25 protein-coding genes and 1 tRNA gene are annotated in these 24,275 nt (G+C 65.7%); 15 read left to right on the top strand and 11 right to left on the bottom strand.

Annotated features, from left to right (window positions below; translation table 11 throughout):
- The first annotated feature begins 74 nt into the window (after positions 1-74).
- The 4 genes from DWA33_RS04265 (at position 75) to DWA33_RS04250 (ending at position 4,329) form a co-directional block, all read left to right on the top strand.
- Positions 75-680, top strand: coding sequence for a PAS domain-containing protein (locus tag DWA33_RS04265; protein WP_114356861.1), 606 nt, complete (start codon positions 75-77; stop codon positions 678-680).
- Between the two features lie 174 nt (positions 681-854).
- Complete coding sequence (locus DWA33_RS04260; protein ID WP_114356860.1) at positions 855-2,273, top strand: malonyl-CoA decarboxylase; 1,419 nt, start codon at positions 855-857, stop codon at positions 2,271-2,273.
- 150 nt (positions 2,274-2,423) lie between these two features.
- A complete protein-coding gene (locus tag DWA33_RS04255; RefSeq protein WP_114356859.1) occupies positions 2,424-3,341 on the top strand; it encodes a pirin family protein in 918 nt (305 codons plus the stop codon).
- A gap of 70 nt (positions 3,342-3,411) precedes the next feature.
- Positions 3,412-4,329: a phosphoribosylaminoimidazolesuccinocarboxamide synthase gene (locus DWA33_RS04250; RefSeq protein ID WP_114356858.1), complete on the top strand. Its 918-nt coding sequence runs from the start codon at positions 3,412-3,414 to the stop codon at positions 4,327-4,329.
- A gap of 69 nt (positions 4,330-4,398) precedes the next feature.
- Here the strand turns inward: DWA33_RS04250 and cysK are convergent, their stop codons facing one another.
- The gene (gene cysK, locus DWA33_RS04245) at positions 4,399-5,397 is read right to left on the bottom strand and encodes a cysteine synthase A (RefSeq protein WP_114356857.1); all 999 of its coding nucleotides are present in this window, start codon (positions 5,395-5,397) and stop codon (positions 4,399-4,401) included.
- Between the two features lie 277 nt (positions 5,398-5,674).
- Between cysK and DWA33_RS04240 the strand changes: the two genes are divergently transcribed.
- Positions 5,675-6,232 carry an HNH endonuclease gene (locus DWA33_RS04240; RefSeq protein ID WP_114357056.1) on the top strand — a complete coding sequence of 186 codons (558 nt, stop codon included), beginning with the start codon at positions 5,675-5,677 and terminating at the stop codon, positions 6,230-6,232.
- Positions 6,233-6,339: 107 nt separating this feature from the next.
- Here the strand turns inward: DWA33_RS04240 and DWA33_RS04235 are convergent, their stop codons facing one another.
- From DWA33_RS04235 to DWA33_RS04225, 3 genes are read right to left on the bottom strand one after another with little or no spacing between them, the layout of a single operon-like run.
- A complete protein-coding gene (locus DWA33_RS04235) occupies positions 6,340-6,852 on the bottom strand; it encodes an ureidoglycolate lyase (RefSeq protein WP_114356856.1) in 513 nt (170 codons plus the stop codon).
- The gene (locus DWA33_RS04230; RefSeq protein WP_114356855.1) at positions 6,849-7,688 is read right to left on the bottom strand and encodes a bifunctional allantoicase/(S)-ureidoglycine aminohydrolase; all 840 of its coding nucleotides are present in this window, start codon (positions 7,686-7,688) and stop codon (positions 6,849-6,851) included. Before DWA33_RS04230 ends, DWA33_RS04235 begins: the two co-directional genes overlap by 4 nt.
- Positions 7,689-7,727: 39 nt before the next feature.
- Positions 7,728-9,035 carry a dicarboxylate/amino acid:cation symporter gene (locus DWA33_RS04225; protein WP_114356854.1) on the bottom strand — a complete coding sequence of 436 codons (1,308 nt, stop codon included), beginning with the start codon at positions 9,033-9,035 and terminating at the stop codon, positions 7,728-7,730.
- 104 nt (positions 9,036-9,139) lie between these two features.
- Between DWA33_RS04225 and DWA33_RS04220 the strand changes: the two genes are divergently transcribed.
- From DWA33_RS04220 to DWA33_RS04205, 4 genes are all read left to right on the top strand, one after another.
- Positions 9,140-10,024 carry a LysR family transcriptional regulator gene (locus DWA33_RS04220; RefSeq protein WP_114356853.1) on the top strand — a complete coding sequence of 295 codons (885 nt, stop codon included), beginning with the start codon at positions 9,140-9,142 and terminating at the stop codon, positions 10,022-10,024.
- Entirely contained in the window at positions 10,021-10,629 is a 609-nt protein-coding gene (locus DWA33_RS04215) for a class I SAM-dependent methyltransferase (protein WP_114356852.1), read from the top strand. Before DWA33_RS04220 ends, DWA33_RS04215 begins: the two co-directional genes overlap by 4 nt.
- 593 nt (positions 10,630-11,222) lie before the next feature.
- On the top strand, positions 11,223-11,810 hold the full coding sequence (locus DWA33_RS04210; RefSeq protein ID WP_114356851.1) for a sigma-70 family RNA polymerase sigma factor: 588 nt from the start codon (positions 11,223-11,225) through the stop codon (positions 11,808-11,810).
- Positions 11,807-12,469 (top strand): ChrR family anti-sigma-E factor, encoded by a 663-nt coding sequence (locus DWA33_RS04205; RefSeq protein ID WP_114356850.1) that lies wholly within the window; start codon positions 11,807-11,809, stop codon positions 12,467-12,469. The genes DWA33_RS04210 and DWA33_RS04205 overlap by 4 nt, the downstream gene beginning before the upstream one ends.
- A gap of 1 nt (position 12,470) precedes the next feature.
- On the opposite strand, the gene DWA33_RS04200 is transcribed toward DWA33_RS04205, so the two are convergent.
- Entirely contained in the window at positions 12,471-13,607 is a 1,137-nt protein-coding gene (locus tag DWA33_RS04200; RefSeq protein ID WP_114356849.1) for an AI-2E family transporter, read from the bottom strand.
- Between the two features lie 380 nt (positions 13,608-13,987).
- Between DWA33_RS04200 and DWA33_RS04195 the strand changes: the two genes are divergently transcribed.
- Together DWA33_RS04195 and DWA33_RS04190 are read left to right on the top strand one after the other, a co-directional pair.
- On the top strand, positions 13,988-15,682 hold the full coding sequence (locus DWA33_RS04195; RefSeq protein WP_114356848.1) for a methyl-accepting chemotaxis protein: 1,695 nt from the start codon (positions 13,988-13,990) through the stop codon (positions 15,680-15,682).
- Positions 15,683-15,853: 171 nt separating this feature from the next.
- Positions 15,854-16,930 carry a carboxylesterase family protein gene (locus DWA33_RS04190; RefSeq protein WP_114356847.1) on the top strand — a complete coding sequence of 359 codons (1,077 nt, stop codon included), beginning with the start codon at positions 15,854-15,856 and terminating at the stop codon, positions 16,928-16,930.
- 3 nt (positions 16,931-16,933) lie between these two features.
- On the opposite strand, the gene DWA33_RS04185 is transcribed toward DWA33_RS04190, so the two are convergent.
- From DWA33_RS04185 to DWA33_RS04170, 4 genes are all read right to left on the bottom strand, one after another.
- The gene (locus tag DWA33_RS04185) at positions 16,934-17,407 is read right to left on the bottom strand and encodes a hypothetical protein (protein WP_244601196.1); all 474 of its coding nucleotides are present in this window, start codon (positions 17,405-17,407) and stop codon (positions 16,934-16,936) included.
- A gap of 85 nt (positions 17,408-17,492) precedes the next feature.
- Positions 17,493-18,215: an LrgB family protein gene (locus DWA33_RS04180; protein ID WP_011156113.1), complete on the bottom strand. Its 723-nt coding sequence runs from the start codon at positions 18,213-18,215 to the stop codon at positions 17,493-17,495.
- Entirely contained in the window at positions 18,212-18,595 is a 384-nt protein-coding gene (locus DWA33_RS04175; protein WP_114356846.1) for a CidA/LrgA family protein, read from the bottom strand. Before DWA33_RS04175 ends, DWA33_RS04180 begins: the two co-directional genes overlap by 4 nt.
- 161 nt (positions 18,596-18,756) lie before the next feature.
- Positions 18,757-19,290, bottom strand: coding sequence for a hypothetical protein (locus DWA33_RS04170; RefSeq protein ID WP_114356845.1), 534 nt, complete (start codon positions 19,288-19,290; stop codon positions 18,757-18,759).
- Between the two features lie 162 nt (positions 19,291-19,452).
- On the opposite strand from DWA33_RS04170, the gene DWA33_RS04165 reads away from it, so the two are divergent.
- Complete coding sequence (locus DWA33_RS04165) at positions 19,453-20,532, top strand: AbrB family transcriptional regulator (protein WP_167443120.1); 1,080 nt, start codon at positions 19,453-19,455, stop codon at positions 20,530-20,532.
- 3 nt (positions 20,533-20,535) lie between these two features.
- On the opposite strand, the gene DWA33_RS04160 is transcribed toward DWA33_RS04165, so the two are convergent.
- Positions 20,536-21,084: a disulfide bond formation protein B gene (locus DWA33_RS04160; RefSeq protein WP_114356844.1), complete on the bottom strand. Its 549-nt coding sequence runs from the start codon at positions 21,082-21,084 to the stop codon at positions 20,536-20,538.
- A 164-nt stretch (positions 21,085-21,248) separates the two neighbouring features.
- Between DWA33_RS04160 and DWA33_RS04155 the strand changes: the two genes are divergently transcribed.
- Together DWA33_RS04155 and DWA33_RS04150 are read left to right on the top strand one after the other, a co-directional pair.
- Positions 21,249-21,333 (top strand) — tRNA-Leu (locus DWA33_RS04155).
- Between the two features lie 182 nt (positions 21,334-21,515).
- Complete coding sequence (locus DWA33_RS04150; protein WP_244601195.1) at positions 21,516-22,664, top strand: alpha/beta hydrolase family protein; 1,149 nt, start codon at positions 21,516-21,518, stop codon at positions 22,662-22,664.
- On the opposite strand, the gene DWA33_RS04145 is transcribed toward DWA33_RS04150, so the two are convergent.
- Positions 22,659-23,198 (bottom strand): MarR family winged helix-turn-helix transcriptional regulator, encoded by a 540-nt coding sequence (locus DWA33_RS04145; protein ID WP_244601194.1) that lies wholly within the window; start codon positions 23,196-23,198, stop codon positions 22,659-22,661. The two genes, DWA33_RS04150 and DWA33_RS04145, sit on opposite strands and share 6 nt — an antisense overlap.
- A gap of 582 nt (positions 23,199-23,780) precedes the next feature.
- On the opposite strand from DWA33_RS04145, the gene DWA33_RS04140 reads away from it, so the two are divergent.
- A partial coding sequence (locus tag DWA33_RS04140; RefSeq protein WP_147270219.1) for a porin occupies positions 23,781-24,275 on the top strand: 495 nt, incomplete at its 3' end.

Genomic DNA, 24,275 nt, shown 5'->3' with positions numbered 1-24,275 from the left:
TTTCGGCGGTATTGACATACTCGCAATCTGGCGTAGCAGAAGAGCCGGCATTCCCGCACCACGGAGAGCGGTCGATGCAACGCTTTGTCTGTGAACAGAATATCGCTCACTTCCAAAGACTGCTCGAGACGGCAGAGGACGAGAAGCTGCGGCGGACGCTGCTCGGCCTGCTGTCGTCCGCCAAGCGCGAACTCGCTCTGCTGCATTCGCAGATCTCCGGCGCCGATCTGTCGCCGCTGGCGTGTCGGAATAAGGCAGGCGACCTCAACTCGGTGCTGGCGCAAATCCGCGCCAGCTTCGATACGTCCGATCATCCCTACATGCTGATCGATGCCGGTCCCGGCTTGAAGATCATCGACATCAACGACGCCTATTCGCGCGCCACCTTCACCACGCGCGACACCATCGTCGGCAAGCCTCTGTTCGAGGTCTTTCCGGACAATCCTGCGCTCGAAACCGCGGATGGAGTGAGCAACGTCTATAATTCGCTTCGCACCGTGGTCGAAACCGGCCAGCCGCACGCGCTCGCCGTGCAGCGCTACGACGTCCGCAACGCCGACGGCGTGTTCGTCGAGCGCTACTGGCAGTCGATCAACACACCGGTACAGGACGCCGCTGGCCGGTTGATCTGTCTGCTGCACAACATCGAAAATGTCACAGCTGAAGTGCTGGCGAACTAGCAGGCTAGCGATCCACGCATCGAGCCCGAAAACCCTCTCGGGCCGGTCACAAAGCCGTGGCGAAACAATCCGTCCGCTCATGCGTCTGGAAGGCGTCGCCCGGAACGTCTATGGTTCCAAAATACCGCCCATCTAAGCGCGGCGACGGACCTGCAACGTCTGGGGATCAAGCTCATGCCGACAGCCACCGTGGACCGCGCTTCGGAATTTCTCGGCGGCCTGTTCAACAGCCTGGCCGAGCGCGGCCGCAGCCTGTTCGGGCTGACCAGCGCTCAGCCGATGTCCGGGGACCAACTGATCGCGCTCGGCGAGACGCTGCTGTCCCGGCGCGGCGAAGCGTCGGGTGTGGCGCTGGCGGCATCACTGCTCGCCGGCTACGAGGCAGCGGACGAAGCCGACAAGCTGGCGTTTCTCGATGCGCTGGCCGAACAGTTCGGTCCCGACCTCGCCCAACTCAATGCCGCGATCGAAGCGTTTCGCGCCCACGCCTCCACCGAGGCGACCGGCGAATTGCTGCGCGCCGCCGAGCCGCGCCGGCAGGAGCTGATTCGCCGGCTCAACCACGCGCCGGGCGGCACCGCTGCGCTGGTGAGGATGCGCGAGGCGGTGCTCGCCCGTCTCGCCTCGCATCCACAGCTCCGCCATGTCGACGACGATTTCGTGCATCTTTTCACGTCGTGGTTCAATCGGGGATTCCTCGTGCTGCAGCGGATCGACTGGACGACACCGGCGAACATTCTGGAAAAGATCATTCGCTACGAGCAGGTTCACACCATCCACGACTGGGACGATCTGCGTGCTCGGCTGGCGCCGCCGGACCGGCGTTGCTATGGCTTCTTCCACCCGCGCCTGGTCGACGAGCCGTTGATCTTCGTCGAGGTCGCGCTCACCGAGGACAGCCCGGCCGCGATCGCGCCGCTGCTCGACCTCGAGCGCGAGCCGATCGCCGCCGAGGAAGCCACCACCGCGGTGTTCTATTCGATCTCCAACACTCAGCAGGGTCTGGCCGGCATTTCGTTCGGCAACTTCCTGATCAAGCAGGTGGTGGAAGAGATCAAGCGCGAGCTGCCGAACGTGCAGACCTTCGTGACGCTGTCGCCGGTGCCGGGCTTCGCAAAATGGCTGAAGCATGAACGCGACAATCCCGACTCGACGCTGCTCGATGCCTCCGCGCGCACCGCGCTCGAAGCGCTGGACCTGCCGAACTGGTTCGACGATGCCGACACCGCGGACCGGCTGAAGCCGGTCGTGCTGCAGCTCGCCGCCGCTTACTTTCTGCAGGCCAAGTCCAAGAACGGACGTCCGCTGGATGCGGTAGCGCGCTTCCATCTCGGCAACGGCGCGCGGCTCGACCGGATCAACTTCCTCGGCGACCGCTCGCCCAACGGCATACGGCAGTCGCACGGGCTGATGGTCAACTATCTCTATGCGCTCGGTGACATCGAAGCCAACCACGAGGCGCTGTTCGAACGCGGCCAGATCGCCGCCGCTTCCGCGGTGCGCAAGCTGGTGCCAACCAAGCCGGTGACCAGCGAGCCGCGCAAGAGCAACGGCAAGGCTGGAACCCCAGCGCTGACCGCGCCGACGGCGTGACAAACGACGGCATGCCTGCCGAATCTTACACTGGCCTCACTGCGTCAATGCGAGGAGCGAAGCGACGAAGCCATCCAGCTGGGTACACGAGGCTCCTGGGTTGCTTCGCTGCGTTCCTCGCAATGACGATGACAACCCGGGAGTGATCAGATGAGCTGGATGCCTTCGAACGATCCGGTGCTCGGCGATCCGACCACCTGCGATGCGCTGGACCTGATCATCGTGCCGCGGACCCGCGATCTCGGCGATGGCTTCGCGGTGCGCCGCGCGCTGCCGCACGGCAAGCGGCAGATGGTCGGTCCGTTCATCTTCTTCGATCATTTCGGGCCGATGCAGTTCATCGCCGGCAAAGGCATGGACGTGCGGCCGCATCCGCATATCGGGCTGGCCACCGTCACCTATCTGTTCGACGGCAGGATCATGCACCGCGACAGCGAGGGTAACATTCAGGAGATCGCGCCCGGCGCGATGAACCTGATGACCGCCGGCCGCGGCATCGCGCATTCCGAGCGCACGCCCGACGTCGAACGCCGGGACGGCCAATCGATGCTCGGCCTGCAGAGCTGGATCGCGCTGCCGGCCGGCTCGGAAGAGATCTCGCCCAGTTTCCAGCATTTCGCCGCCGCGACGCTGCCGATGATCCAGGACACCGGCTTCACCGCGCGGGTGATCGCCGGCTCGGCGTTCGGCAGAGCTTCGCCGGTGACGATGGTGTCGCCGTGGTTCTATGTCGAGGTCAACGCCAAGGCCGGCACCGCGGTGCCGCTCGATCCCGACCACGAGGAGCGCGCGATCTACGTCGTCGACGGCGAGGTCGAGATCGCCGGCGAGCGTCACGTCGGGCCGACCCTGCTGATTTTCCGTCCCGGCGACCGCATCACTGTCCGGGCGAAGACGGACACTCGGATGATGTTTCTCGGCGGCGACGCGCTGGAGGGGCCGCGCCACATCTGGTGGAATTTCGTCTCGTCGAGCAAAGAGCGCATCGAGCAGGCCAAACAGGACTGGAAAACCGGTCGTTTTTCCGCAGTCCCGAACGAGAGCGAGTTCATTCCGCTGCCGGAATGATAGACTGCGGGCTCAAATCGACCTGTGCCGCCGGCTTTGCCGGCGTCCGCCTGTGCCTGGAACACCGCCCATGACCACGATGCTCTCGAGCGACCTGCCGCTGACCAAGATCGGCCGCGGCAAGGTCCGCGACATCTACGCGGTCGACGACGACCGTCTGCTGCTCGTCACCACCGACCGGATCAGCGCCTTCGACGTGGTGATGGGCGAGACCATCCCGATGAAGGGCGCGGTGCTGACCCAGGTGAGTGCGTGGTGGTTCGATCAGCTCGGCGGCGTGGTGCCGCATCACATGATCAGCGCCGACATCGACGAGATCATCGACGCAGTGCCGACCCTGCAGGGTCACCGCGCCGCGCTCGCCGGCCGCACCATGCTGTGCAAGCGCACCACCGTATTTCCGATCGAATGCGTGATCCGCGGCTACATCACCGGCTCGGCGTGGAAGGAATACGCCGCCTCCGGCACGCTGGCGGGCGAAAAGCTTGCGGAAGGATTGCAGGAAAGCGAGCGGCTGGTGCCGCCGATCTTCTCGCCGGCCACCAAGGCCGAGACCGGCCACGACGAGAACATCACGATCGCGCGGATGCGCGAAATCATCGGCGACGAGGACGCCTACACGCTCGAGAGCATGACCCGCGCGGTCTATACCCAGGGCGAAGAGATCGCCCGCGAGCAGGGCATCATCATCGCCGACACGAAGTTCGAATTCGGCCGCGACAAGGACGGCCGCATCATCCTGATCGACGAGGTGATGACGCCGGATTCGTCGCGGTTCTGGGCGGCCGATGTGTATCAGCCGGGCCGGTCGCAGCCGTCATTCGACAAGCAGCCGCTGCGCGACTATCTCGACGCCGAACGCCGCGCCGGCCGCTGGAACGGCGAAGCGCCGCCGCCGAAGCTGCCGGCCGAGATCGTCGAGGCGACCTCGAAGCGCTATCTCGACGCCTACCGCCGGCTCACCGGCACTGATCTGGTGGTGACTTAAGGTCACTCCGTGCTGAGCCGGATCGCGGGAATACCCCGCCATCCGGCATCAGCTTCTACACTCTTTCGATCAGACGCCTTCGAACAGCACCGTCGACAAATAGCGCTCCGAGAACGACGGCACGATCACCACGATGGTCTTGCCGGCGTTTTCCGGACGCTTGCCGAGTTCGATCGCGGCGGCGATCGCCGCACCCGACGAGATGCCGCCCGGGATACCCTCGTGCCGCGCCAGCGCCCGCGAGGTTTCGATCGCGGTGGCGCTCGGGATCTTCACGACTTCGTCGATCACCGAGCGATCCAGGATGTCCGGCACGAAGCCGGCACCGATGCCCTGGATCTTGTGCGGGCCGGGCTGGCCGCCCGACAGCACCGGGCTTTCCTCCGGCTCGACCGCCACCACCTGCAGCGACGCCTTGCGCGGCTTCAGCACCTGACCGACGCCGGTGACCGTGCCGCCGGTGCCGACGCCGGCGACGAAGATATCGACCGCGCCGTCGGTGTCGTTCCAGATCTCCTCCGCGGTGGTGCGGCGGTGCACCGCCGGGTTGGCGAGGTTCTTGAACTGCTGCGGCATCACCGCATTCGGCGTAGCCGCGACCAGCTCCTCGGCCTTGGCGACCGCGCCCTTCATGCCCTTGGCGGCTTCGGTCAGCACCAGTTCGGCGCCGAGGAAGGCGAGCATCTTGCGACGCTCGACCGACATCGATTCCGGCATCACCAGCTTCAGCCGGTAGCCCTTGGCGGCTGCCACGAACGCCAGCGCGATGCCGGTGTTGCCGGAGGTCGGCTCGATCAGCACGGTGTCGGGCTTGATGATCCCTTCCTGCTCCAGCGCCGCGATCATCGCCGCGCCGATCCGATCCTTCACGCTGCCCGCCGGATTGAAGTATTCCAGCTTGGCATAGATCGTCGCGTTGACGCCGTGCTGCTGCGGCAACCGGTTCAAACGCACCAGCGGCGTATCGCCGTAAGCGTCGGCGATCGACTCGTACACCCGGCCCCGGCCGGGGCGGTGGGCGGGCGCTTCTGCGGCGGATTTGATCGATGCGGTTGCTGCGCTGGACATGACGCCTCCTCGTTTGGATTGGCGGTTGTTGGATGGTCGCGGACAATCTGCTGGTCAGCCGCGGCGCCGTCAACGCGGCCGGTAAATATGGAACATTCGCCTCCCGCGCCCGATCCTGGGAACACAGATTTCTCCCAGGCTCGCTTGGTTTGGGCGGAAATCTCGCACCGCACCGCCGACATTTCTGGATCGCCCTTCACAAGCTCGTCACGCTGGCTGTAGTATGCGTTCCGCATGCTGCTTCGCAGCGTCGATCGACGGGGGTCAGGAGCGTTTCTTGAACGCGCATGTCTCGCATGGCGGTTGGCCGGTGCTGGTGCTCAACGCGGATTTCCGGCCGCTCAGCTACTATCCGTTGTCGCTTTGGTCGTGGCAGGACGCGGTCAAGGCGGTGTTTCTCGATCGCGTCAACATCGTGGCGCATTACGATCGCGCGGTCCACAGCCCGAACCTCGACTTCCAGCTCCCCAGCGTCGTCTCGCTGAAATCCTTCGTCAAGCCGACGACGCATCCGGCGTTCACCCGGTTCAACGTGTTCCTGCGTGATCGGTTCGTCTGCCAGTATTGCGGCGCCGCGGACGACCTCACCTTCGATCACATCATCCCGCGCTCGAAGGGTGGCCAGACCACCTGGGAGAACGTCGTCGCGGCCTGTTCGCCATGCAATCTGCGTAAGGGCAATCTGACGCCCGAGCAGGCCAGGATGTTCCCGCGCCAGACCGCCTTCGCCCCGACGGTGCACCAGCTCCACCGCAACGGCCGGCTGTTCCCGCCGAACTATCTGCACGAGAGCTGGCTCGATTACTTGTACTGGGACACCGAACTGGATCCGTAGCGCGCCCGCGCGCAGCACTTGGCGCTCGGCGAGATCGGACGGAAGCGACATCTCCTTCTGCCATGCCGGAGCGTGGCGGACCTCTGTCGCTCCCGGATGCGGCGTCGTCAGCGGCTCACCGGCAGATGCACGATCCACGGTTCGTCGAACACGTGCTCTTCCAGATTCGCCCCGGGCCCGCCGCGATCGATCACCACGAAATCCTGCGCGGCGCCGAACGGCGTCAGCACCCCGTGCCAGGTGTTGCGGGCGTAGCAGATGCCCTGATGCGGCGCGGTGACGAAGGCTTGCGGCGCGCCGGGCTTGCCGCCCTCATCCGGGCAGACCACCACCAGAAACGGCGCGGCATTCAGCGGCACGAACGCCTGGGCGCCGAGCGGATGGCGCTCGACCAGGTTGAGCCACAGCGGCACCGCGTAAGGCTGCGCCTCGACCAGGCCGACCACGACGCGCGCGCCCTCGCCGATCACCTCGATCTCGGCGAGATCGTGGAAGCGCCGTGCCATGCCGGCATTCATCGGTCGCGAGGCGACCTCTGCGGTGTCGATCACCCGGCCGAACGGCGCGAACGCCGCCGCGGTCAGCGGCTGCGCGACGATTGTTCGCGCGGCGTCCGTCATCGTCCGAGCCCGCGGCGGCCGAGCGCCGGATGGCGGTTGACGTCCTTGTACAGCAGATAGCGGAAGCGGCCGGGGCCGCCGGCGTAGCAGGCCTGCGGACAGAACGCGCGCAGCCACATGAAGTCGCCGGCCTCGACCTCGACCCAGTCGCGGTTGAGCCGGTACACCGCCTTTCCTTCGAGCACGAACAGCCCGTGCTCCATCACATGGGTTTCCTCGAACGGAATCGAGGCGCCGGCCTGCAACGTGACGATGTTGACGTGCATGTCGTGGCGCAGATCCTCTGGGGAAACGAACCGCGTCGTCGCCCAGGTGCCGCCGGTGCCGGTCATCCCGGCGGGCTCGATCTCCGACTCGTGGGTGACGAAGGCCTCCGGCGCATCGAGACCCGGGGCGGGTTCATAGGCCTTGCGAATCCAGTGGAAGCGCGCCGGCTCGGAGCCAGCGTTATGCAGCCGCCAGCCGCAGCCGGGCGGCAGATAGGCGTAGCTGCCGGGGCGCAGCGCATGGGTGTTGCCGCCAAGCTCGAGGCTCGGGGCGCCGCCGACCACGAAGACGACGCCTTCGCCTTGCGGATCCGGCTCCGGATGCTCGCTGCCGCCGCCGGACGCGACCTCCACCAGATATTGCGCGAAGGTCTCGGCGAAGCCGGACAGTGGCCGTGCCAGAATCCAGACCCGGGTCTTGGTCCAGCCCGGCAGCAGGCTGGTAACGATGTCGCTCATCACGCCGTGGGGAATCACCGCATAGGCCTCGGTAAACACCGCGCGGCCGGTATGCAGCGCGGTCTGAGGCGGCAGGCCGCCGCAGACCGGATTGTAGGTTGGGGCGTCCATCGGGCCTCTCCCATGGTTTCTTGTCGGCAAGCCCCGCCGTCAGGCGGAGGCTTCCGCGACCGGCGCATCCAGGATCGCCGCAGTGTCGGTGGTGACCTCGCCGTTCAGCACGCGCTTGGCTTGGGCGCGGTCGATATCGCCTTCCCATGCGGCGATCACCACGGTCGCCACGCAGTTGCCGACCAGATTGCCGAGCGCACGGGCGATGCCGACGAACCAGTCGACCGACAGCACCAGCACCAGGCCGATCAGCGGGATATCCGGCACCGCCGACAGCGTCGCGGCCAGCACCACGATTGCCGAGCCGGGGACGCCGTGGGCGCCTTTCGAGGTCAGCAGCGCGATGCCGAGGATCACCAGCAGATGGCCGAACGACAGCGGCGTGTTGGTGGCCTGGGCGATGAACACCGTCGCCAGCGTCAGATACAGCGAGAACGCGTCGAGATTGAACGAATAACCGGTCGGGATCACCAGCCCGACGGTGGAGTCCTTGATGCCGAGCCGCTCCAGCTTGCGCATCACCTGCGGCAGCACGCTGTCCGAGGACGCGGTGCCGGCCACCACCGTCAGTTCTTCGCGCAAGTAGGCCAGCAGCTTGAACAGGCTGAAGCCCGCGAGCCGCATGATGCCGCCGAGGATGACGAATACGAACAGCGCGACGCCGGCATAGAACAGCCCGACCAGCAGGCCGAGCTGCTTGAGCGAGCCGATGCCGTATTTGGCGACCGTGAACGACACCGCGCCGAGCACGCCGAGCGGCGCCAGCTTGACGATGATGCCGATGATCTTGAACAGCACTTCGGTGATGCGCTCGATGCTGTCGGCCAGCGGCTTGCCGCGCTCGCCGAGCAGCGACAGGCCGGCGCCGAACAGGATCGCGATGATCAGCACCTGCAGCACATCACCCTTGGCGAAGGCGTCGACGAAGGTGGTCGGCACCAGCCGCATGATGAAGTCGGTGAAGCCGGTGACTTCCTTGACGTGGCTGCTGTAGCCGGCGAGCGCCGAACCATCGAGCGTCGCCGTATCGACATTCATGCCGGCCCCGGGCTGGAACACATAGGCCAGCACGATGCCGAGCGCGAGCGCGAGCGTCGTCACCGCTTCGAAGTAGATCAGCGATTTCAGCCCGACCCGTCCCACCTTCCTCAGGTCGCCGGCGCCGACGATGCCGTTGACCACGACGCCGAACACCAGCGGGGCGATCGCGAACTTGATCAGCTTGATGAACAGGTCGCCGAGCGGCTTCAGCGCGACCCCGACCTCAGGCCACAGCACTCCGACGACCACACCAAGCACGAGGGCGGTGACCACCTGCCCAAACAGCGACGCGAAAAACCGCTTCATCGGAATGTTCCCGGATCTGGAGCCTGCGAAACAATCACTGCTGAGTTTCTAGACGTCAAATATTTCATCTGTCTCGATTGAGACGTTTGACATATTATTTGGCCATGGAAATCCGCCATCTTCGCTATTTCGCCGCCGTGGCGCGGCACCTGAATTTCACCGCGGCTGCCGACAGCCTCGGCGTCGCCCAGCCGCCGCTCAGCCAGCAGATCAGGGATCTGGAGGCCGAGATCGGCACCCCGCTGTTCGAGCGGACCACGCGCCGCGTCGCGCTGACCCGCGCCGGCGAGGATTTTCTGAAGCAGGCGCTCGCGATTCTGGAGCGGGCCGAAACCGCCGTGCAGCGCGCCCGCTCGATCGGTGCCGGCACCGCCGGCATTCTCAATGTCGGACTGACCGGATCAGTGCTCACCGGCCCGCTGGGACGGGCGATCCAGCAGTTTGCGCTCAACTACCCGAACGTCGATCTCCGCATCCACGAGATGTCGCCCGACCGGCAGGTCACGGCGTTGAAATCCGGCCAGACCGATGTGAGCTTCCTGCGCTGTCCGCCGCAGGATGCGGAGATCACCAGCGAACTGGCGTGGCGGGAATCGGTCCGGCTGGTGCTGCCGAAGGGCCACGCCCTATCGGCCAGGAAGGTGACGCTGGCGGATCTCCGGGACGAGAGCTTCGTGTTCCTGCGGCTCGAGGACTCGCTGTTTGCAAAATATCTGTGGCAGTGCTGCTTCGAAGCGGGCTACGCGCCGCGCGTCACCCATCAGGCGATCGAGTCGGCGTCATTGACGAGCCTGGTTGCCGCAGGTCTCGGCATCGCCATCATCCCGGAATTCGTCAGCAGGCTGGCGCATCCCGACGTCGCGTATCGGCCAATCGCCGGCCCGCCGATTTCAGCCGATGTCCACGCGCTGACGACCGGCGACAACAACCCGTTGGCGCGTCAGTTCATCGCGCTGGTCCAGACACTCGCCGGCAAGGAGGGCAGATGACCGATCACTGGCAGACCGTTTATGCCACCAAGAACGAGCAGGACGTATCCTGGTTTCAGGATACGCCGACGATCTCGCTGGAGCTGATCGCAGATCTGGAACTGGCGCCGGAGGCGGCGATCATCGATGTCGGCGGCGGCGCGTCACGGCTGGTCGATCACCTGTTCGACCGCGGCCACCGCGACCTGACGGTGCTCGACCTGTCGGCGGCAGCGCTCACGGCGACCCGGAAACGTCTCGGCGAACGCGCCGCGGCAGTCGATTGGATCGTGGCGGACATTACCGAGTGGCAGCCGAAACGATCTTACGCGCTGTGGCACGACCGCGCCGCATTTCATTTTCTCACCGCTGATTCGGATCGCGTGTCATACCGCGAGCGACTGACGCGTGCGGTGGCACGGGGTGGCTATGCGATCATCGGCACCTTCGCGTCCGATGGTCCGGAGCGTTGCAGCGGCCTGAAGGTGATGCGCTACGATGCCGACGGCCTGCAACGTGAGTTCGGCCCGGAATTCGAACTGATCGACAGTCGCCGCGAGATTCATGCAACGCCGTGGGGCGCCGAGCAGCGCTTTCAATTTGTGACGTTTCGGCGCGGACACTGATTGCCGAGAACGATCCGCGCGAGGTGGGCCTGCGGGCATCGCCGGCAGGCCCACCAACAAAGGCCGGGTTCGCTCGAACTGTCAGCTTGCTTCGCCGAAGATCAGCCGAGCAGCGCGTAGGGCACCAGCGGCGCCAGCGTCATCAGCAGCACACCGCCAACCACCGCGGCTTCCATCCCGTTCATTTTCCGAAACATCGACATGACCAAACCTCCCGTTGGCTGTTAGCACGCTGTTTACGAAACGGCGGCGCCGACGGATCACTGTCTCGCCCTCACAGCCACGTGAGCCCCGGCGCGGCCGATGCGCTCGGTTGCCGCATGCGATTTTTTGTCGGATGCGGTGATCCAAACGAACGTCTGGTTCGTATCAGAGCAAATGCAATCGATCCGATCGCGCTCTCGCTGCACATGATTCTCCGCACACCAGAGTCGCCCGTCGCGTGCGACTACCTGATTACTACTCGCGAGCATGTGAGCGCGACACATGGCGCGCTCCGTATCGCCGCGTCCCGCGTTAGGCTGCAGCGTTCAGAGCGTGCACCTCACGGCGGTGTTGCGGATCGGTGCGCGCCCGGCAACGGAGCGGTCGTCATGGATCAATTGCGCGACGGTCCACGCCCGTCATCGGCGGAGATGGCGGACTGTATCGTCCGCATCGCGGCCGTGCAGGACCGTGCCGCGTTCGAGACGCTGTTTCGCCACTTCGCGCCGCGCCTGAAATCGTACTTCGCGCGGCGCGGCGGCGATCCGGCACTGGCCGAAGAGATCACCCAGGAGACGCTGGTGGCGGTCTGGCGCAGCGCCGCGCAATTCGATCCGGCGCGAGCGTCGGCCTCGACCTGGATCTTCACCATCGCGCGCAACCTCAGCATCGACCGGCTGCGGCAGGCCAAGCGGCCGAGCTTCGACCCCAACGATCCGGCGTTCGTACCCGACGACGAGGAGCCGCCCGACCGCCGGCTGGAGCGCACCGAGACCGAGCAGCGCGTGCGCGACGTGATGGAAACGCTGTCGTTCAACGAGAAGAGTGTGTTGATGCTGTCGTTCTACGAAGACCAATCGCACAGCGCGATCGCCGAGCAGCTCGGTCTGCCGGTCGGCACCGTGAAGTCGCGGATCCGGCTCGCCTTCGGCAAGCTGCGGGCAGCGCTGAACCTGCCGGCGGGAGACCTGCGATGACGGTCCGCCATCACATCAGCGACGATCTGCTGCTGAGCTACGCCGCCGGCACGCTGGACGAAGCCTCGAGCCTGCTGGTCGCCACCCATCTGGCGCTGTGCCCGCACTGCCGCACCCGCGCCGCCGCCGCCGATGCGCTCGGCGGCGAAATGCTCGATGCGCTGCCGGCGGCGGAGGTGACGCCGGACCTGTGGCAGAGCGTGCTGGCGCGGACCCAGGGCGGACCGGCGACGCCATCGGCGCCACCCGCAACGGCGCTGCGGCCACGCTCCGATATGGCGATCCCCGAACCGCTGCGCAGCTATCTGGGCACTGATCTCTCCGGCCTGCGCTGGAGCCGGCTGGCACCGCGGGTGCAACAGATCGTCATCGACATTCCAGGATGCCGGCCGCGCGCCCGGATGCTGCGGTTCGAGGCCGGGACGCAGGTGCCGGAGCACGGCCATTCCGGGCGCGAGCTGACCTTGGTGCTGCACGGATCGCTGCACGACCGCCATCTGTCGATGACACGGGGCGACGTCGCCGAGACCGACGAGGACACCGAACACCAGCCCCGCGCCGGCCTGGACGGTGACTGCATCTGCCTCGCCGTCACAGACGCGCCGTTGCGGTTCAAGGGCCGGTTCGCCAGGCTGCTGCAGCCCTGGTTCGGGATCTAGACTAGGCGACCGGCGTCGCGCCGCGATCGCTGCGAACCGGGGGCGCCGCCGACTCTGCCTCCGCTGCGCCGGAGCCGATCGTCGGGGTGTCCCCCGCATCCTGGCGCGCCGCCGAATAGATGTCCCAGGTGGCGATGAACATCGCGGCGATCACCGGGCCGATCACGAAGCCGTTCAGCCCGAACACTTCCAGGCCGCCCAGGGTGGAGATCAGCACCACATAGTCCGGCATCCGGGTATCCTTGCCGACCAGGATCGGGCGCAGGAAATTGTCGACCATGCCGATCACCAGCGCACCCCAGACGATCAGCCCGACGCCTTGCCAGATCGAGCCGGTGGCGATCAGATACAGGGCCATCGGCAGCCAGACGATGCCGGCACCGACCGCCGGCAGCAGCGACAGGAACGCCATCACCACCGCCCACATCAGCGCGCCGCTGATCCCGAGCACATAAAAGGCGAGGCCGCCCAGCGATCCCTGGATCAGGGCGATCAGCATGTTGCCCTTCACGGTGGCGCGGATCACCACGGTGAACTTGTCGAGCAATTGGGTCTGGTGATCGACTCCAAGCGGCGTGGCGCGGCGGATGCGCCCGGCCAACAGGTCTCCGTCCCGCAGCAGGAAGAACAGCAGATACACCATCACGAACAGATTGACGGTGAAGTCGAAAGTGCTCTGGCCGAAGTCCAGCGCCTGTCCGGCCAGATACTGGCTGCCGCGCAGCAGCACCGCCGACAGCCGCTGCTGCAGATCCGCCAGGCTGCCGACGCCGAACCGGCTCAGCAGATCGCCGATCCAGTCCGGCCGGGCCGCAAGCAAGTCGCGGAGCGTGTTCAGCAGATCGAGATTCCCGGATTCGATCTTGGTGTAGGTCGCGGCCGCTTCCCGCGCCAATGCCGCGCCGAGCAGCGACAGCGGCAGCAGCACCATCAGCACGATGATGGTCACCGAGGTCAGCGCCGCCAGGTTGCGGCGGAAGCCGAAGGCGCGGTTGAGGCCACGGTTCAGCGGCGCGAACAGGATCGCGATCACCATGCCCCACAGCACCGCGCTGTACAGCGGCCACAGGATCCACCCGAACAGGACGGTCGCCCCGATCAGCAGCAGAATAAAGAAGCTGTTCTCAGAGGCGCGCATTCCCCGCGTTCCCTTCACGACGTCGTTTCGCATAACGGTCGAGACTGCTTTGGCTCTGGCTGACTTACACAACTGGCGCAGCCAGTAAAAGTACCGGTTCGTGCGATCTGCGCCTCCGGCTCACGTCCATGAGCGCCGACCCGGCCTTTGTCACATCCACGGTCGGCCTTGGGACTGTTCGGTGGTGGAAGCGTCCGCCGCAATCATGCCCCGTATTGATACGGAGTTCCGAATTAACGTTGCAACAAGCAGACCCATCCAAAGCTTCTTCGCACGCGACGACATCGGTCGACGCCACAGCCGTCAATATTGTTTGCCGGCCGGGGGCAGCCGCTTGCGTCCAAAGATCGTCAAGCCTTCGGGCAATTGGAAATCAGGCCATGCTGTCAAAAATCTCGATCCGAACCAAAATCACGTCGCTCGTCGCGATGCTTCTGATCGCGTTGTCGGGGCTCGGCGCGGTCAGCCTGCTCAGGTTGAGTTCGATCAACGCCAATACCACGGAGATCACCACCAACTGGCTGCCGACGGTGACGCTTCTGGGCGAAATGCGGACGGATGTTCTCTACTACCGGATGAGACTTCGCGATCACTTGCTGGAGACCAACAACGACGCGATGGCCAAGCTGGAGAAGCAGATCGCGACCATCGAGGAAAAGATCAAGACCGAGCAGAAGGCCTATGAGGCGCTGATTTCGTCGCCGGAGGAACGACAAATCTATCAGGATTGGGTCGAGCTCTGGGACAAATACAAAGCCGCTGCGCCAAAATTGCTCGATGTTTCACGCAAGAGCCACGATGGCCAGATCTCGATCGAGGGCGTGAACCTGCTGTCGGGCACTCTGAATCCGCTCGCAAATCAGATGGATGCTGTGATGCAGAAGGACATCGCGCTGAACAACAAAGGCGCGAGCGATGCCAGTGCCACGGCCGCCGCGACCTACAGCTCGGCGTTCTTCATCGTGATGACGATCCTCGGCCTGGCGATCACAGTCGGTGTCATCGCCAGCGTGATGGTGATCCGCGATATCAGCTCCGGCATCGGCTCGATCATCAAGCCGATGCAGGCGCTGGGACAGGGCGATCTCTCGGCCGACGTGCCCTATCGCGGTGTCAGCACCGAAATCGGCGCCATGGCGGATTCGCTGCAGGTCTTCAAGGAAGCCCTGATCGCCAAGAAGGCCGCCGACGAAGCCGCGGCGCACGAGGCCGAAGCCAAGATCGCGCGCGGACAGCGCGTCGACGCTGCGACCCGTCAGTTCGAAGCCGCGATCGGCCAGATCGTCGAGACGGTGTCGTCGGCGTCGACCGAACTCGAAGCATCCGCCGGAACGCTGACCGCCACTGCCGGACACGCCGAGGAATTGACGACCGCGGTGGCGGCGGCATCCGAACAAGCCTCGGCCAACGTTCAATCGGTGGCGTCGGCGACGGAGGAAATGTCGTCCTCGATCTCCGAGATCAGCCGGCAGGTGCAGGAGTCGGCCAGGATTGCGAACGATGCAGTCGATCAGGCCCGCAAGACCAACGACAGCGTCGGGATGCTGTCGACCGCCGCAGCTCGAATCGGCGACGTGGTGGAGCTGATCAACACCATCGCCGGGCAGACCAATCTGCTGGCACTCAACGCCACCATCGAGGCCGCCCGTGCCGGTGAAGCCGGCCGCGGCTTCGCGGTCGTGGCCAGCGAAGTGAAGGCGCTCGCCGAGCAGACCGCGAAAGCCACCGGCGAGATCGGACAGCAGATCGCCGGCATTCAGGCCGCGACCGATCAGTCGGTGTCGGCCATCAAGGAGATCGGTCAGACCATCGGCCGGATGTCGGAGATCGCCTCCACCATCGCGTCTGCGGTCGAGGAACAGGGCGCCGCCACCCAGGAGATCTCGCGCAACGTGCAGCAGGCGGCGCACGGAACCCAGCAGGTGTCCTCCAACATCACCGATGTCCAGCGCGGCGCGACCGAGACCGGCACGGCTTCGGGCCAGGTTCTGTCGGCGGCGAAATCGCTGTCGCAGGACAGCAACAAGCTCAGGGACGAGGTCGCTCGGTTCCTCGAAACGGTACGAGCGGCCTGAGCCGAACCAGTCGCCGAACTGATCTGCGCCGCGCGACCCCGGTCGCGCGGCGTTGTTGTTGGCCCCGACGATTTGCGGTTGCATCGCCGCTGTCGACTGCCACTCTCGGCGCCTTGCGGCTGCGCCGATTTCGATCGTCGTACCCCGCTGGTCTGCAATCGGGAGGTCACGATGAGCGAAACCGTGGTGGACGACATCGTGGCTCTGCTGCCGCCGCTGCTGCAGACCCTCGAATCGCTCGGTTTCGTCGCGCGCTATCTGCATCCGCCGGAATTCAGCGATCTGATGCAGCTCGCCGGCACGCCGGAGGACGCGTTGCGCGCCGGGCTGCCACGGCTCGCCGGCTGGCCGGAGACGTTCGCCCATCTGCGCAGCCCGCTCCAGATCGCCGGCGAGCAGGCGCTCATGGCGTTTGCGGGCCTGCGCGCGGTGGATGCAGGCCAGGGCGATTTGGCAGACGTGTTCCGCGCGCTGCGACATCTGCCGCAGGCGCTGGAAGCGCTGTATCCGCTCGCGGCCAATCTGCCGCCGGTGTCGAGCTTCTTCCTCGATCCGGCCAGCCAGCAGAACGAGGCACTGCTGGCGCGGCTGACACAGCCGAAGCATCCGGACAGCGGGGTGTTTCACCGGTTCAACGAACCCGGCAGCCGCGGCGGCTATTCGCTCTACGTGCCGGAATATTACGACCCGGACCGGGAGTGGCCGCTGGTGATGGCGCTGCACGGCGGCAGCGGTCACGGCCGGCTGTTCCTGTGGAGCTGGCTGCGGGACGCCCGCAGCCGCGGCGCGATCGTGGTGGCGCCGACCGCGATGGGGCGGACCTGGGCGCTGATGGGCGACGATGTCGATTCGCCGAATCTGGCCCGCATCCTCGACGAGGTGCGAGGGCATTGGCGGGTCGATCCGTCGCGGCTGCTGCTGACCGGCCTCAGCGACGGCGGCACGTTCTGCTACGTCTCGGGCCTCGTCAGCGACTCGCCGTTCACCCATCTGGCGCCGATCGCTGCCAGCTTCCATCCGCTGCTCGCCGGCGCCGCGGACGTCGCGCGGCTGCGCGGGCTGCCGATCCAGATCGTGCACGGCCGCCACGACTGGATGTTTCCGGTCGAGGTGGCCCGACAGGCCCACGAATCGCTGGTCTCGGCCGGCGCCGAGGTCAGCTACCGCGAGATCGCCGATCTCAGTCACAGCTACCCGCGCGAGGCCAACGTGGCGCTGCTCGATTGGCTCGAGGGGCCGGCGGCGTAGCGCTCAGACCGTCCGCCGAGCCAGCAGTTTGCGCCGGACCAATTCCGAGGTCTGGCCGCGGTCGGCAAACAAAGCGAGCAGCAGCAGCGCCAAGCCGCCATGAAACAGCCCGGCGCCGAGCGCGGTCGGGGCGATCTGCCAGATCAGCAGCGGCGCCGCAAGCATTAGGGCGGGCGCGAGCACGTAGGCTGCACTCGTCACGGGCGACGCGGGATAGCCGAGCCGCCATACCACCGCGCCGAGCGCAGCCAGCGCCAGCAATGCCTTCACGCCGGCCATGAACCGCAGCAGCAATACCAGTTCGGCATCGCTCTGGGCGCGCGCCGCGGTGGCCGCATCGGGCGAGGCCAGGATCGCGGCGGTTACCGCGATCAGCGCGGCCACAATCGCCACGACAGGACGCGGCACCGACCAGCGCAGCGGCGGGGCCGCCACGTACGAGGCAGGCCCCACTGAAACATCGGACATCGGCGACATCCTCAGGGGGATGATTGACGCGCAAAGCGTAACGCGGCGGTTGCGACGGCGGCAAATCACGCTGCGGCGAGGGCGCGCGCCGAACTCAGCGCACCAGCAGCGTGACCAGGACCGGCACCAGCAGCGCGGTGATCAGCGCGTTCAGGCTCATCGCGATGCCGGCGAACACGCCCGCGATGGCGTCGACCTGGAATGCCCGCGCGGTGCCGATGCCATGCGAGGCGAGGCCGACCGCGAAGCCGCGCGCGCGGTAATCGCGAATGCCGAGCCGGTTCATCAGCGGTGAGACGACGATCGCGCCGAGAATGCCGGTCAGGATTACCGCCACCGCGGTCAGCGACGGATCGGCATGCAGCGACTCGCTGATCCCCATCGCGACGCCCGCGGTGACCGATTTCGGCGCCAGCGACAGCACCACGGTCTCCGGCAGCCCGGCAAGCTGCGCCAACCACACCACCGAGACGATCGCGGTGACGCAGCCGACCACCAGCGCCAGCGCCATCGGCAGGATCGCGGCCAGCACCAGCTTGCGGTTCTCATACAGCGGTACCGCCAGCGCCACGGTCGCCGGGCCGAGCAGGAAGTGCACGAACTGGGCGCCGCTGAAATAGGTGGTGTAGGAGGTTCCGGTCGCCCACAGGAACACGCCGATGATCCACATGGCGTGCAGAACGGGATTGACCAGCGGATTGCGCCCGGTGGCCTGCGATACCGCATCGGTCGCGGCGTAGACCAGCAGCGTCACGGTCAGCCACAGCAGCGGGGTCTGCGACAGATACACCCACAGCGAGAACGGGTTGGCGTTCATCGCGGCACCCACATCGACAGCAGCCGCGCCACCACCACGAACGTCACCACCGTGACCACCAGGGTGATCAGCACCGACCCGGCCAGCACCAGCATGATCGCAATACCGTGGGCGGTGATCATGTCGAGCTGCTGGATCACGCCCACGCCCGCCGGAACGAACAGCAGCGACAAATGCGCCAGCATCCCCTTGGACGCCTCCTCGACGCCGCCGTCACCGAGCGGTCCGCGTGCCAACGGCGTGACGTAGTCGCGCGCCACCAGCAGGCCGAACAGCAACATCAAGCCCAGCACCGGGCTCGGCAGCGGCCAGCCGAGCCCGCGCGCGATCACTTCGCCTGCGAGCTGGCACAGCAGGATCAGGCCGATACTGGCGATCATCGGTTTCCCTCATCCAGAAAGACGCCCGCAGCGATGCGGGCTCCGCGGGAACCTGTCAATCGCAAGAGCAGGACGGCTGCTATGCGGCCGATGTCAGCCAGCGCCTCCGCATGGGCACAGGCCGGACCACGGGATCCTCGCTCGCGTCCGCGGCTGACGGATCATCCCTTCAGCCGCTTGTTGCACTCGCTCCAGTAACCGCCGCCCTTCTGAATCCAGCGCAATCCGCCCGTGGTGTTGGCGGCCTTGTTGGCCCTCCACTGCTGCGCGCAGGTGTGCAGTCGGGCGAGCGTGGGCTTTTCCTTGGCGAACTTGGCGTCGATGGCGGTCGGATACACCGCGGGTCCCTGGGACACGGCCGGCGCGGCCGCGCTCTTCTTCTTGGCTTTGCTCTCGGCCTTGGCTGGCGCTCCGCCCGTGTCAGGCTTTGCGTCAGGCTTGGCCTCCGGCTTGGCATCTGCCGGTTTGGTCTCGGCCGTTTTGCTGTCGCCTGCGCTCGGAGACGCTGCGGCCTCGGCACCACAATGCTGCTTGCGGAAGTCGTTCCAGCTCTGGTCGTTCAGCGAGCCATCGGCCTTGGCCGCCTGATATTTGGCGCTGCACTCCTGCGCGGTCAGCGCTTGCGCCGGCGTGGTCGTCAGCAACGCCGCCACCGTCAGCAGCACCCCGGTTGTCGCGTGACTTTCAAGCTTCATCGTCAGGTCTCCTCGCTACCCATCCCGATGATATTCTATCTGACGATATGCAACTGACAATTGCGACCCGATTACCAATGCTCGCTTTCGGCGGCGACCGCCGGCATGGCACCGCGCGCGGGACGCAATTGTCGAAGGTATTCTGATTTGCAATAAGGTCGCGTGCCTCCAGATTCCGCGCTGACCGCCATAAGTTGGCGGTCCAGGACCCTTCAAGTTCTTGAAACCATCGCGATCGGCATTGCCGGCGGTGCACTGTTCTATTGGGCGCAGTTTCCGGGCGGATTGATCACCGGCGCGATGATTGCGGTCGGTGCCGCCGGGCTCGCGGGACGAAAGATGGGGCTGCCGCCGCCGCTGTCGCACATCGTGCTGATGGCACTCGGCGTCTCGCTGGGAGCGGTAGTGTCGCCGGCCATGGTGCACAACCTCGCCTCCTACCCGGTGACGATCGGCCTGCTTGCGGTGGCGACGTTCTGTGCCACCTTTGGCAGCAGCATCTATCTGCAGCGCGTCCACGGCTGGGACCGCACCTCGGCATTGCTCGCCGGCAGCCCGGGCGCGCTGTCGCAGATCATCATGCTGGCCACCGAGCGAAAGGCCGATGTGCCGGGGATCGCCGTCGTCCAAGTCATGAGGGTGATCATTCTCACCAGCGCGGTGCCGATGCTGCTGGCGCTGATCGGCATGACCGGCCACGGCGCTCTCCCCTCGCGAGGCCCGGAAGCGACGCCGCTGGTTCTGGCAATCCTGATTGCGGTCGCGGTCGGCGTCGCCCTGCTGCTACGGCTGGTGAACTTCCCGGCGAGCTGGATGTTCGGCGCGATGCTCGGATCGTCGGTGCTGCACGGCGCCGGTTGGGTCGAAGGCACGCTGCCGGAATGGGCGTATCTGGCGGCCCTGGTCGGGATCGGGACGCTGATCGGCGCGCGGTTCGGCGCGATCAAGCCGCGCACCATCGTCAGCTATATCGGGGCGGCGTTCGGATCGTTCGCAGTGGCAATCGGAATTTCAGCGATGTTCGTGGTGGCGATCATGCTGATCTCGCCGGTCAGGCTCAACGATCTGGTGGTGGCGTTCGCGCCCGGCGCAATGGATGCGATGATGGCGTTGGCGCTGACACTGCACATCGACCCGGTGTTCGTCGGCGCGCACCACTTGTCCCGTTTCATCTACGTGTCGATCGTCACGCCCGGGATCGTGCATCTCTTCGGGAAAAGCCCGGACGATCTCGACGATTGAGACTCAGCGCTGCCGCAGCCGGGCAAGACCCCAGCCGCAGAGAGCCGCAAGCGCCAGCGACATCAACACATTATAGCCGGCGAAGGACAGTCCCAGAAACCGCCACTGCACCTCGTCGCAGCGCACCACTTTCACCTTGTCGAGCTGTGCGAGCAGCCCCCCGGCCTTGCTCAGATCGAGCAGGGGACCGCTGCAATCAGACGGCCCCGCCCAGAGCTGCCATTCGACACCGGCATGGTAGGCGGCCAGACCAGCGTTGCCGAGAGCCATCAGACCCAGCACCGCCAGCCCGGCGCCGAGCAGCCAGACCGGCGCACGGCGCCAGGCCGCCAAAGCGATCAGCAGCCCGATGGGAACGTCGAGATAATAGGCGTAGCGCTGCTCCAGACAGAGCTTGCACGGCGCCATCTCCAGCACGAGCTGAGAGAACCAAGCCAAACCGAGCGCCGCCACGGCGACGGCCGCCACCGTTAGCGCCACGCCCGCGGCGATCCTGGCCGCGTCGGCGGGCTCGGCGGCAATTCCGGGAGGGGCGGAAAGGTCAGCGGTCATGGCGGGCTCCACGCTGCGCCGGGTCGTAACGCGGTGCCGTTCCGCTGTCGAGACTGCGTTGGATCAAACGGTGGTGTCTCGCGAGCGCTGCTTGGCGTCGGGTTGACCCCGACTTCCGGCCCGCTATAGTCCGCCCGCTTCGTGGCCGGAACTCGGCTGCGCAGGCCCCTGTGGCGGAACTGGTAGACGCGCTCGACTCAAAATCGAGTTCCGCAAGGAGTGCTGGTTCGATCCCGGCCAGGGGCACCATTATTCCTGACCGGCCTTCGCGAGAGGCGCGGTATTCATCCCCTCATTGGCAATCACGCCGACGCGCATCCGCGCGTGCGCTGCAGCGACGACTCAAGGGTTCGGCGGTTCGTTCGCCGGTGACAGCGGCTCACAACTCGTTTATTGATTCAGCTTAGTAATTTAACGAAGCCGGTTAGGAGATGCGGGAGGGGCTTGCGGCCTTGCAACTGGACCACCGCATTCGGGATCATCGCGACGTGCGAGGACTGCTCGACCACGACGAGTACAGCGCGGAATTCCGCCGCCTGCTGTGCGTGGCGCAGACCGATGGCGCGACTTATTCGGAGTGCGTCACCGCGGCTGGTCTGATCCGCGCCAGCAACGGGCCGGGCTGGCGCCGTACCTGGGAAGAATTGGGCAGCTTGCATCGGCGGCGCGCCGACGAAGCCACTCGGTCCTGCAACTACGTCGCAGCGCAGAGAAGCTGGCTGCACGCGGCCAATTACTTCATGGCCGCGGCGATCGAGCAGTGCCCCGACGGCAAAGACCAACGGCTCGGCTCGCTGGCGCGACAATGCCTGCGGCAATTTCTGACCAACTTATATCCGCAGGGACAAACAGTTACGATACCCTGGCTCGAGGGGCGGTCGCTTGATTGTTTTCACTTGCCGATCGCCACGCGGGGGGCCGGCACGGCGCCGATCGTGGTGTGTGTGGCCGAGTGCCGGCGGACCAAGGAAGAGATTCTGTCGCTGGTGTTGCGATCAGCGCGTCAGCACGGGATGGCGCTATTGTGCGTCGATCTTCCGCCCCAAGAAGATCTGTCCGCTCCCTTCAGAACCGGCCCGGAGACGGCGATCGTGGCAATCGTCGACTATATCGTCGACACCCTCCGGATCGACCCGGACCGCATTGCGGTGATCTCGGACGGCAGTCCATCATCGATGGTCGCGCGAGGTGTCGCGCTCGATGGCCGCGTCGCTGCCGCGGTCTGCGATGGCGGGCTCTGGGAGCTGTGGACCGAGCGCCAGACCAATGCGTGCGGTGGAGCGCCCGGGCTGATGCTTGGCTCGCCTCGTGCACCCGCGGTTCGCTGCCCGATGCTGGTGCCGTTGCGCGCGAGCGACGGCATCGACCCGTCGCATGCCCGCCGCCTGCTCGCCGAGCGCCATCCGCACAGCCGCGATCTTCTGATCGAGGTGTTCGGCGATGGCCACGGCGAGCCTTGGAATCTGGCGGGCTACGATCCAATCCTGCTTGCCGACTTCGTGTTTGATTGGTTAGGCCAGCATCTGGATCCCGGGCCAACCGACAACGGCAGCATCAGCCATTCTTCGCCGCCCCTATAGGCCGCTGGCGAGCTTGAGGCTCGCCTTTTCGAACCGGACCTGCAGGTCGGCCAACTGCGAGACCAGCCGTTCGAGGCTATCGCTGCTGGTGTCTTCGAACACGAAGCTGTTCAAGGCGCGTTCCTCCGCGGCCAAGCCGGCAATCTGCTTATAGGCCTTGTCGGAGAGCGAGAGCTTCACCACCCGGGCGTCGGCGGCGTCCACCTGTCGCCTCAGCAGGCCCTTCTTCTCCAGCAGCTTCGATTGCGTGGTGATGAACGAGGGATCGACCAGGACGGCCTTGGCGACATGACGCACCGAGACGCCATCCCCCTGTTCCAGATCCATCACCGCCATCAGCAGCGCGAATTGCGGGCCGCTGATACCCATGGCCTTGGCCCTGAAGTGGCGAATCTCGTCGAGATACACGGCGACGCTCGCCACCGTGGTTGCGAATCGCCGGGCAACGTCAGGGTCGATGGTCGAATCGCGCGCAGCGCGGTGTTCGACTTTGCTCTTCGTCTGCATTGTTGGGCACGCATCCCGCACGACCACGACTGCTCGTGCATAGCTTGTTCACGCAAATAGGTTGACAGTGTACACAGATTTTCGATTGCTCGCGCGCATCGCTGCGAGGTTTCAACTGTCAGACGACACTGCGGCGCCAATTGGACTTCATTACCTCAACTGACGCGAATCCCCACCCTCCGTCGCGACGGCGCTTCACAGCAAATATTGCATGACTCAGCGACCGCTTGAAGTCGGAAGTGCACGCCGGCGCACCATCATCCCGGGTCGACCGGTCGCTGCGGATGCAGAGCTCGCCAGGCAGGCGTCCGAGCAGCGACGACCGTATCTGGCCGTCCTGCAACACCCACGCTTGCCGTTTTGTGCAATGCGACGCGTTTGTTGCACAAATGCAACGTGACGCGCCAAACATATTGCTGAGTAGATAAATGAATTTGCTAACGTGATGAAATCAACCATGATCCGCAACAGACGGGGTGGGGCAAACACAAGTCGTCCCGTTGAGAGGTCTGTCGCGCCGAGGCGCTGGCGAACTTCGCGTCACAGGGCCACCTCGGGCGACGCCCGCAGGAACCGGCTCCATCCACTTGTTGACCTTGGAGGGTTGCAATGAACTTCATCAAGCAACTGGCGCTGGGAACAGCCGCGGCGGTGATCGCCGTCGGCAGCGCCCAGGCCGCTGATCTTCCGTTGAAGGCGAAGGCCGTCGAATACGTGAAGGTCTGCTCGATCTACGGCGCCGGCTTCTACTACATCCCGGGCACCGACACCTGCATCAAGCTCGGCGGCTATCTGCGCGCCGACGTGACGATGTTCGGCGGCGCCGCCTACGACATGCCGGCCTGGAACGGCAACGCCGGCCAGAAGAACCGCCTCGCCAACAGCTACATCTTCCGGTCCCGTCAGGATCTGAACATCGATACCCGCACCGCGACCGAGTACGGCGTGGTTCGCACCTACTTCGATGCGACCTTCAACTGGACCACGGGTGACGGCATCGCCGCCGGTACGCTCGGCGTGTACTACGCCTTCATCCAGTTCGCCGGCTTCACCTTCGGTAAGGCGGTGTCGCAGTTCGATACGCCCTGGACCGGCTATCCGGGC

This window comes from Rhodopseudomonas pentothenatexigens, from assembly GCF_900218015.1.
GTDB lineage: Bacteria > Pseudomonadota > Alphaproteobacteria > Rhizobiales > Xanthobacteraceae > Rhodopseudomonas > Rhodopseudomonas pentothenatexigens.
Note: the sequence above shows the minus strand (reverse complement) of the source record. Positions and strands in the feature narration are given on the sequence as shown.

Excerpts from the sequence above, each read along its gene's own strand:
- DWA33_RS04265 (WP_114356861.1), top strand. The coding sequence starts at position 75 with ATGCAACGCTTTGTCTGTGAACAGAATATCGCTCACTTCCAAAGACTG.
- DWA33_RS04260 (WP_114356860.1), top strand. The coding sequence starts at position 855 with ATGCCGACAGCCACCGTGGACCGCGCTTCGGAATTTCTCGGCGGCCTG.
- DWA33_RS04255 (WP_114356859.1), top strand. The coding sequence starts at position 2,424 with ATGAGCTGGATGCCTTCGAACGATCCGGTGCTCGGCGATCCGACCACC.
- DWA33_RS04250 (WP_114356858.1), top strand. The coding sequence starts at position 3,412 with ATGACCACGATGCTCTCGAGCGACCTGCCGCTGACCAAGATCGGCCGC.
- cysK (WP_114356857.1), bottom strand. The coding sequence starts at position 5,397 with ATGTCCAGCGCAGCAACCGCATCGATCAAATCCGCCGCAGAAGCGCCC.
- DWA33_RS04235 (WP_114356856.1), bottom strand. The coding sequence starts at position 6,852 with ATGACGGACGCCGCGCGAACAATCGTCGCGCAGCCGCTGACCGCGGCG.
- DWA33_RS04230 (WP_114356855.1), bottom strand. The coding sequence starts at position 7,688 with ATGGACGCCCCAACCTACAATCCGGTCTGCGGCGGCCTGCCGCCTCAG.
- DWA33_RS04225 (WP_114356854.1), bottom strand. The coding sequence starts at position 9,035 with ATGAAGCGGTTTTTCGCGTCGCTGTTTGGGCAGGTGGTCACCGCCCTC.
- DWA33_RS04220 (WP_114356853.1), top strand. The coding sequence starts at position 9,140 with ATGGAAATCCGCCATCTTCGCTATTTCGCCGCCGTGGCGCGGCACCTG.
- DWA33_RS04215 (WP_114356852.1), top strand. The coding sequence starts at position 10,021 with ATGACCGATCACTGGCAGACCGTTTATGCCACCAAGAACGAGCAGGAC.
- DWA33_RS04210 (WP_114356851.1), top strand. The coding sequence starts at position 11,223 with ATGGATCAATTGCGCGACGGTCCACGCCCGTCATCGGCGGAGATGGCG.
- DWA33_RS04205 (WP_114356850.1), top strand. The coding sequence starts at position 11,807 with ATGACGGTCCGCCATCACATCAGCGACGATCTGCTGCTGAGCTACGCC.
- DWA33_RS04200 (WP_114356849.1), bottom strand. The coding sequence starts at position 13,607 with ATGCGCGCCTCTGAGAACAGCTTCTTTATTCTGCTGCTGATCGGGGCG.
- DWA33_RS04195 (WP_114356848.1), top strand. The coding sequence starts at position 13,988 with ATGCTGTCAAAAATCTCGATCCGAACCAAAATCACGTCGCTCGTCGCG.
- DWA33_RS04190 (WP_114356847.1), top strand. The coding sequence starts at position 15,854 with ATGAGCGAAACCGTGGTGGACGACATCGTGGCTCTGCTGCCGCCGCTG.
- DWA33_RS04185 (WP_244601196.1), bottom strand. The coding sequence starts at position 17,407 with ATGTCGCCGATGTCCGATGTTTCAGTGGGGCCTGCCTCGTACGTGGCG.
- DWA33_RS04180 (WP_011156113.1), bottom strand. The coding sequence starts at position 18,215 with ATGAACGCCAACCCGTTCTCGCTGTGGGTGTATCTGTCGCAGACCCCG.
- DWA33_RS04175 (WP_114356846.1), bottom strand. The coding sequence starts at position 18,595 with ATGATCGCCAGTATCGGCCTGATCCTGCTGTGCCAGCTCGCAGGCGAA.
- DWA33_RS04170 (WP_114356845.1), bottom strand. The coding sequence starts at position 19,290 with ATGAAGCTTGAAAGTCACGCGACAACCGGGGTGCTGCTGACGGTGGCG.
- DWA33_RS04160 (WP_114356844.1), bottom strand. The coding sequence starts at position 21,084 with ATGACCGCTGACCTTTCCGCCCCTCCCGGAATTGCCGCCGAGCCCGCC.
- DWA33_RS04150 (WP_244601195.1), top strand. The coding sequence starts at position 21,516 with ATGCGGGAGGGGCTTGCGGCCTTGCAACTGGACCACCGCATTCGGGAT.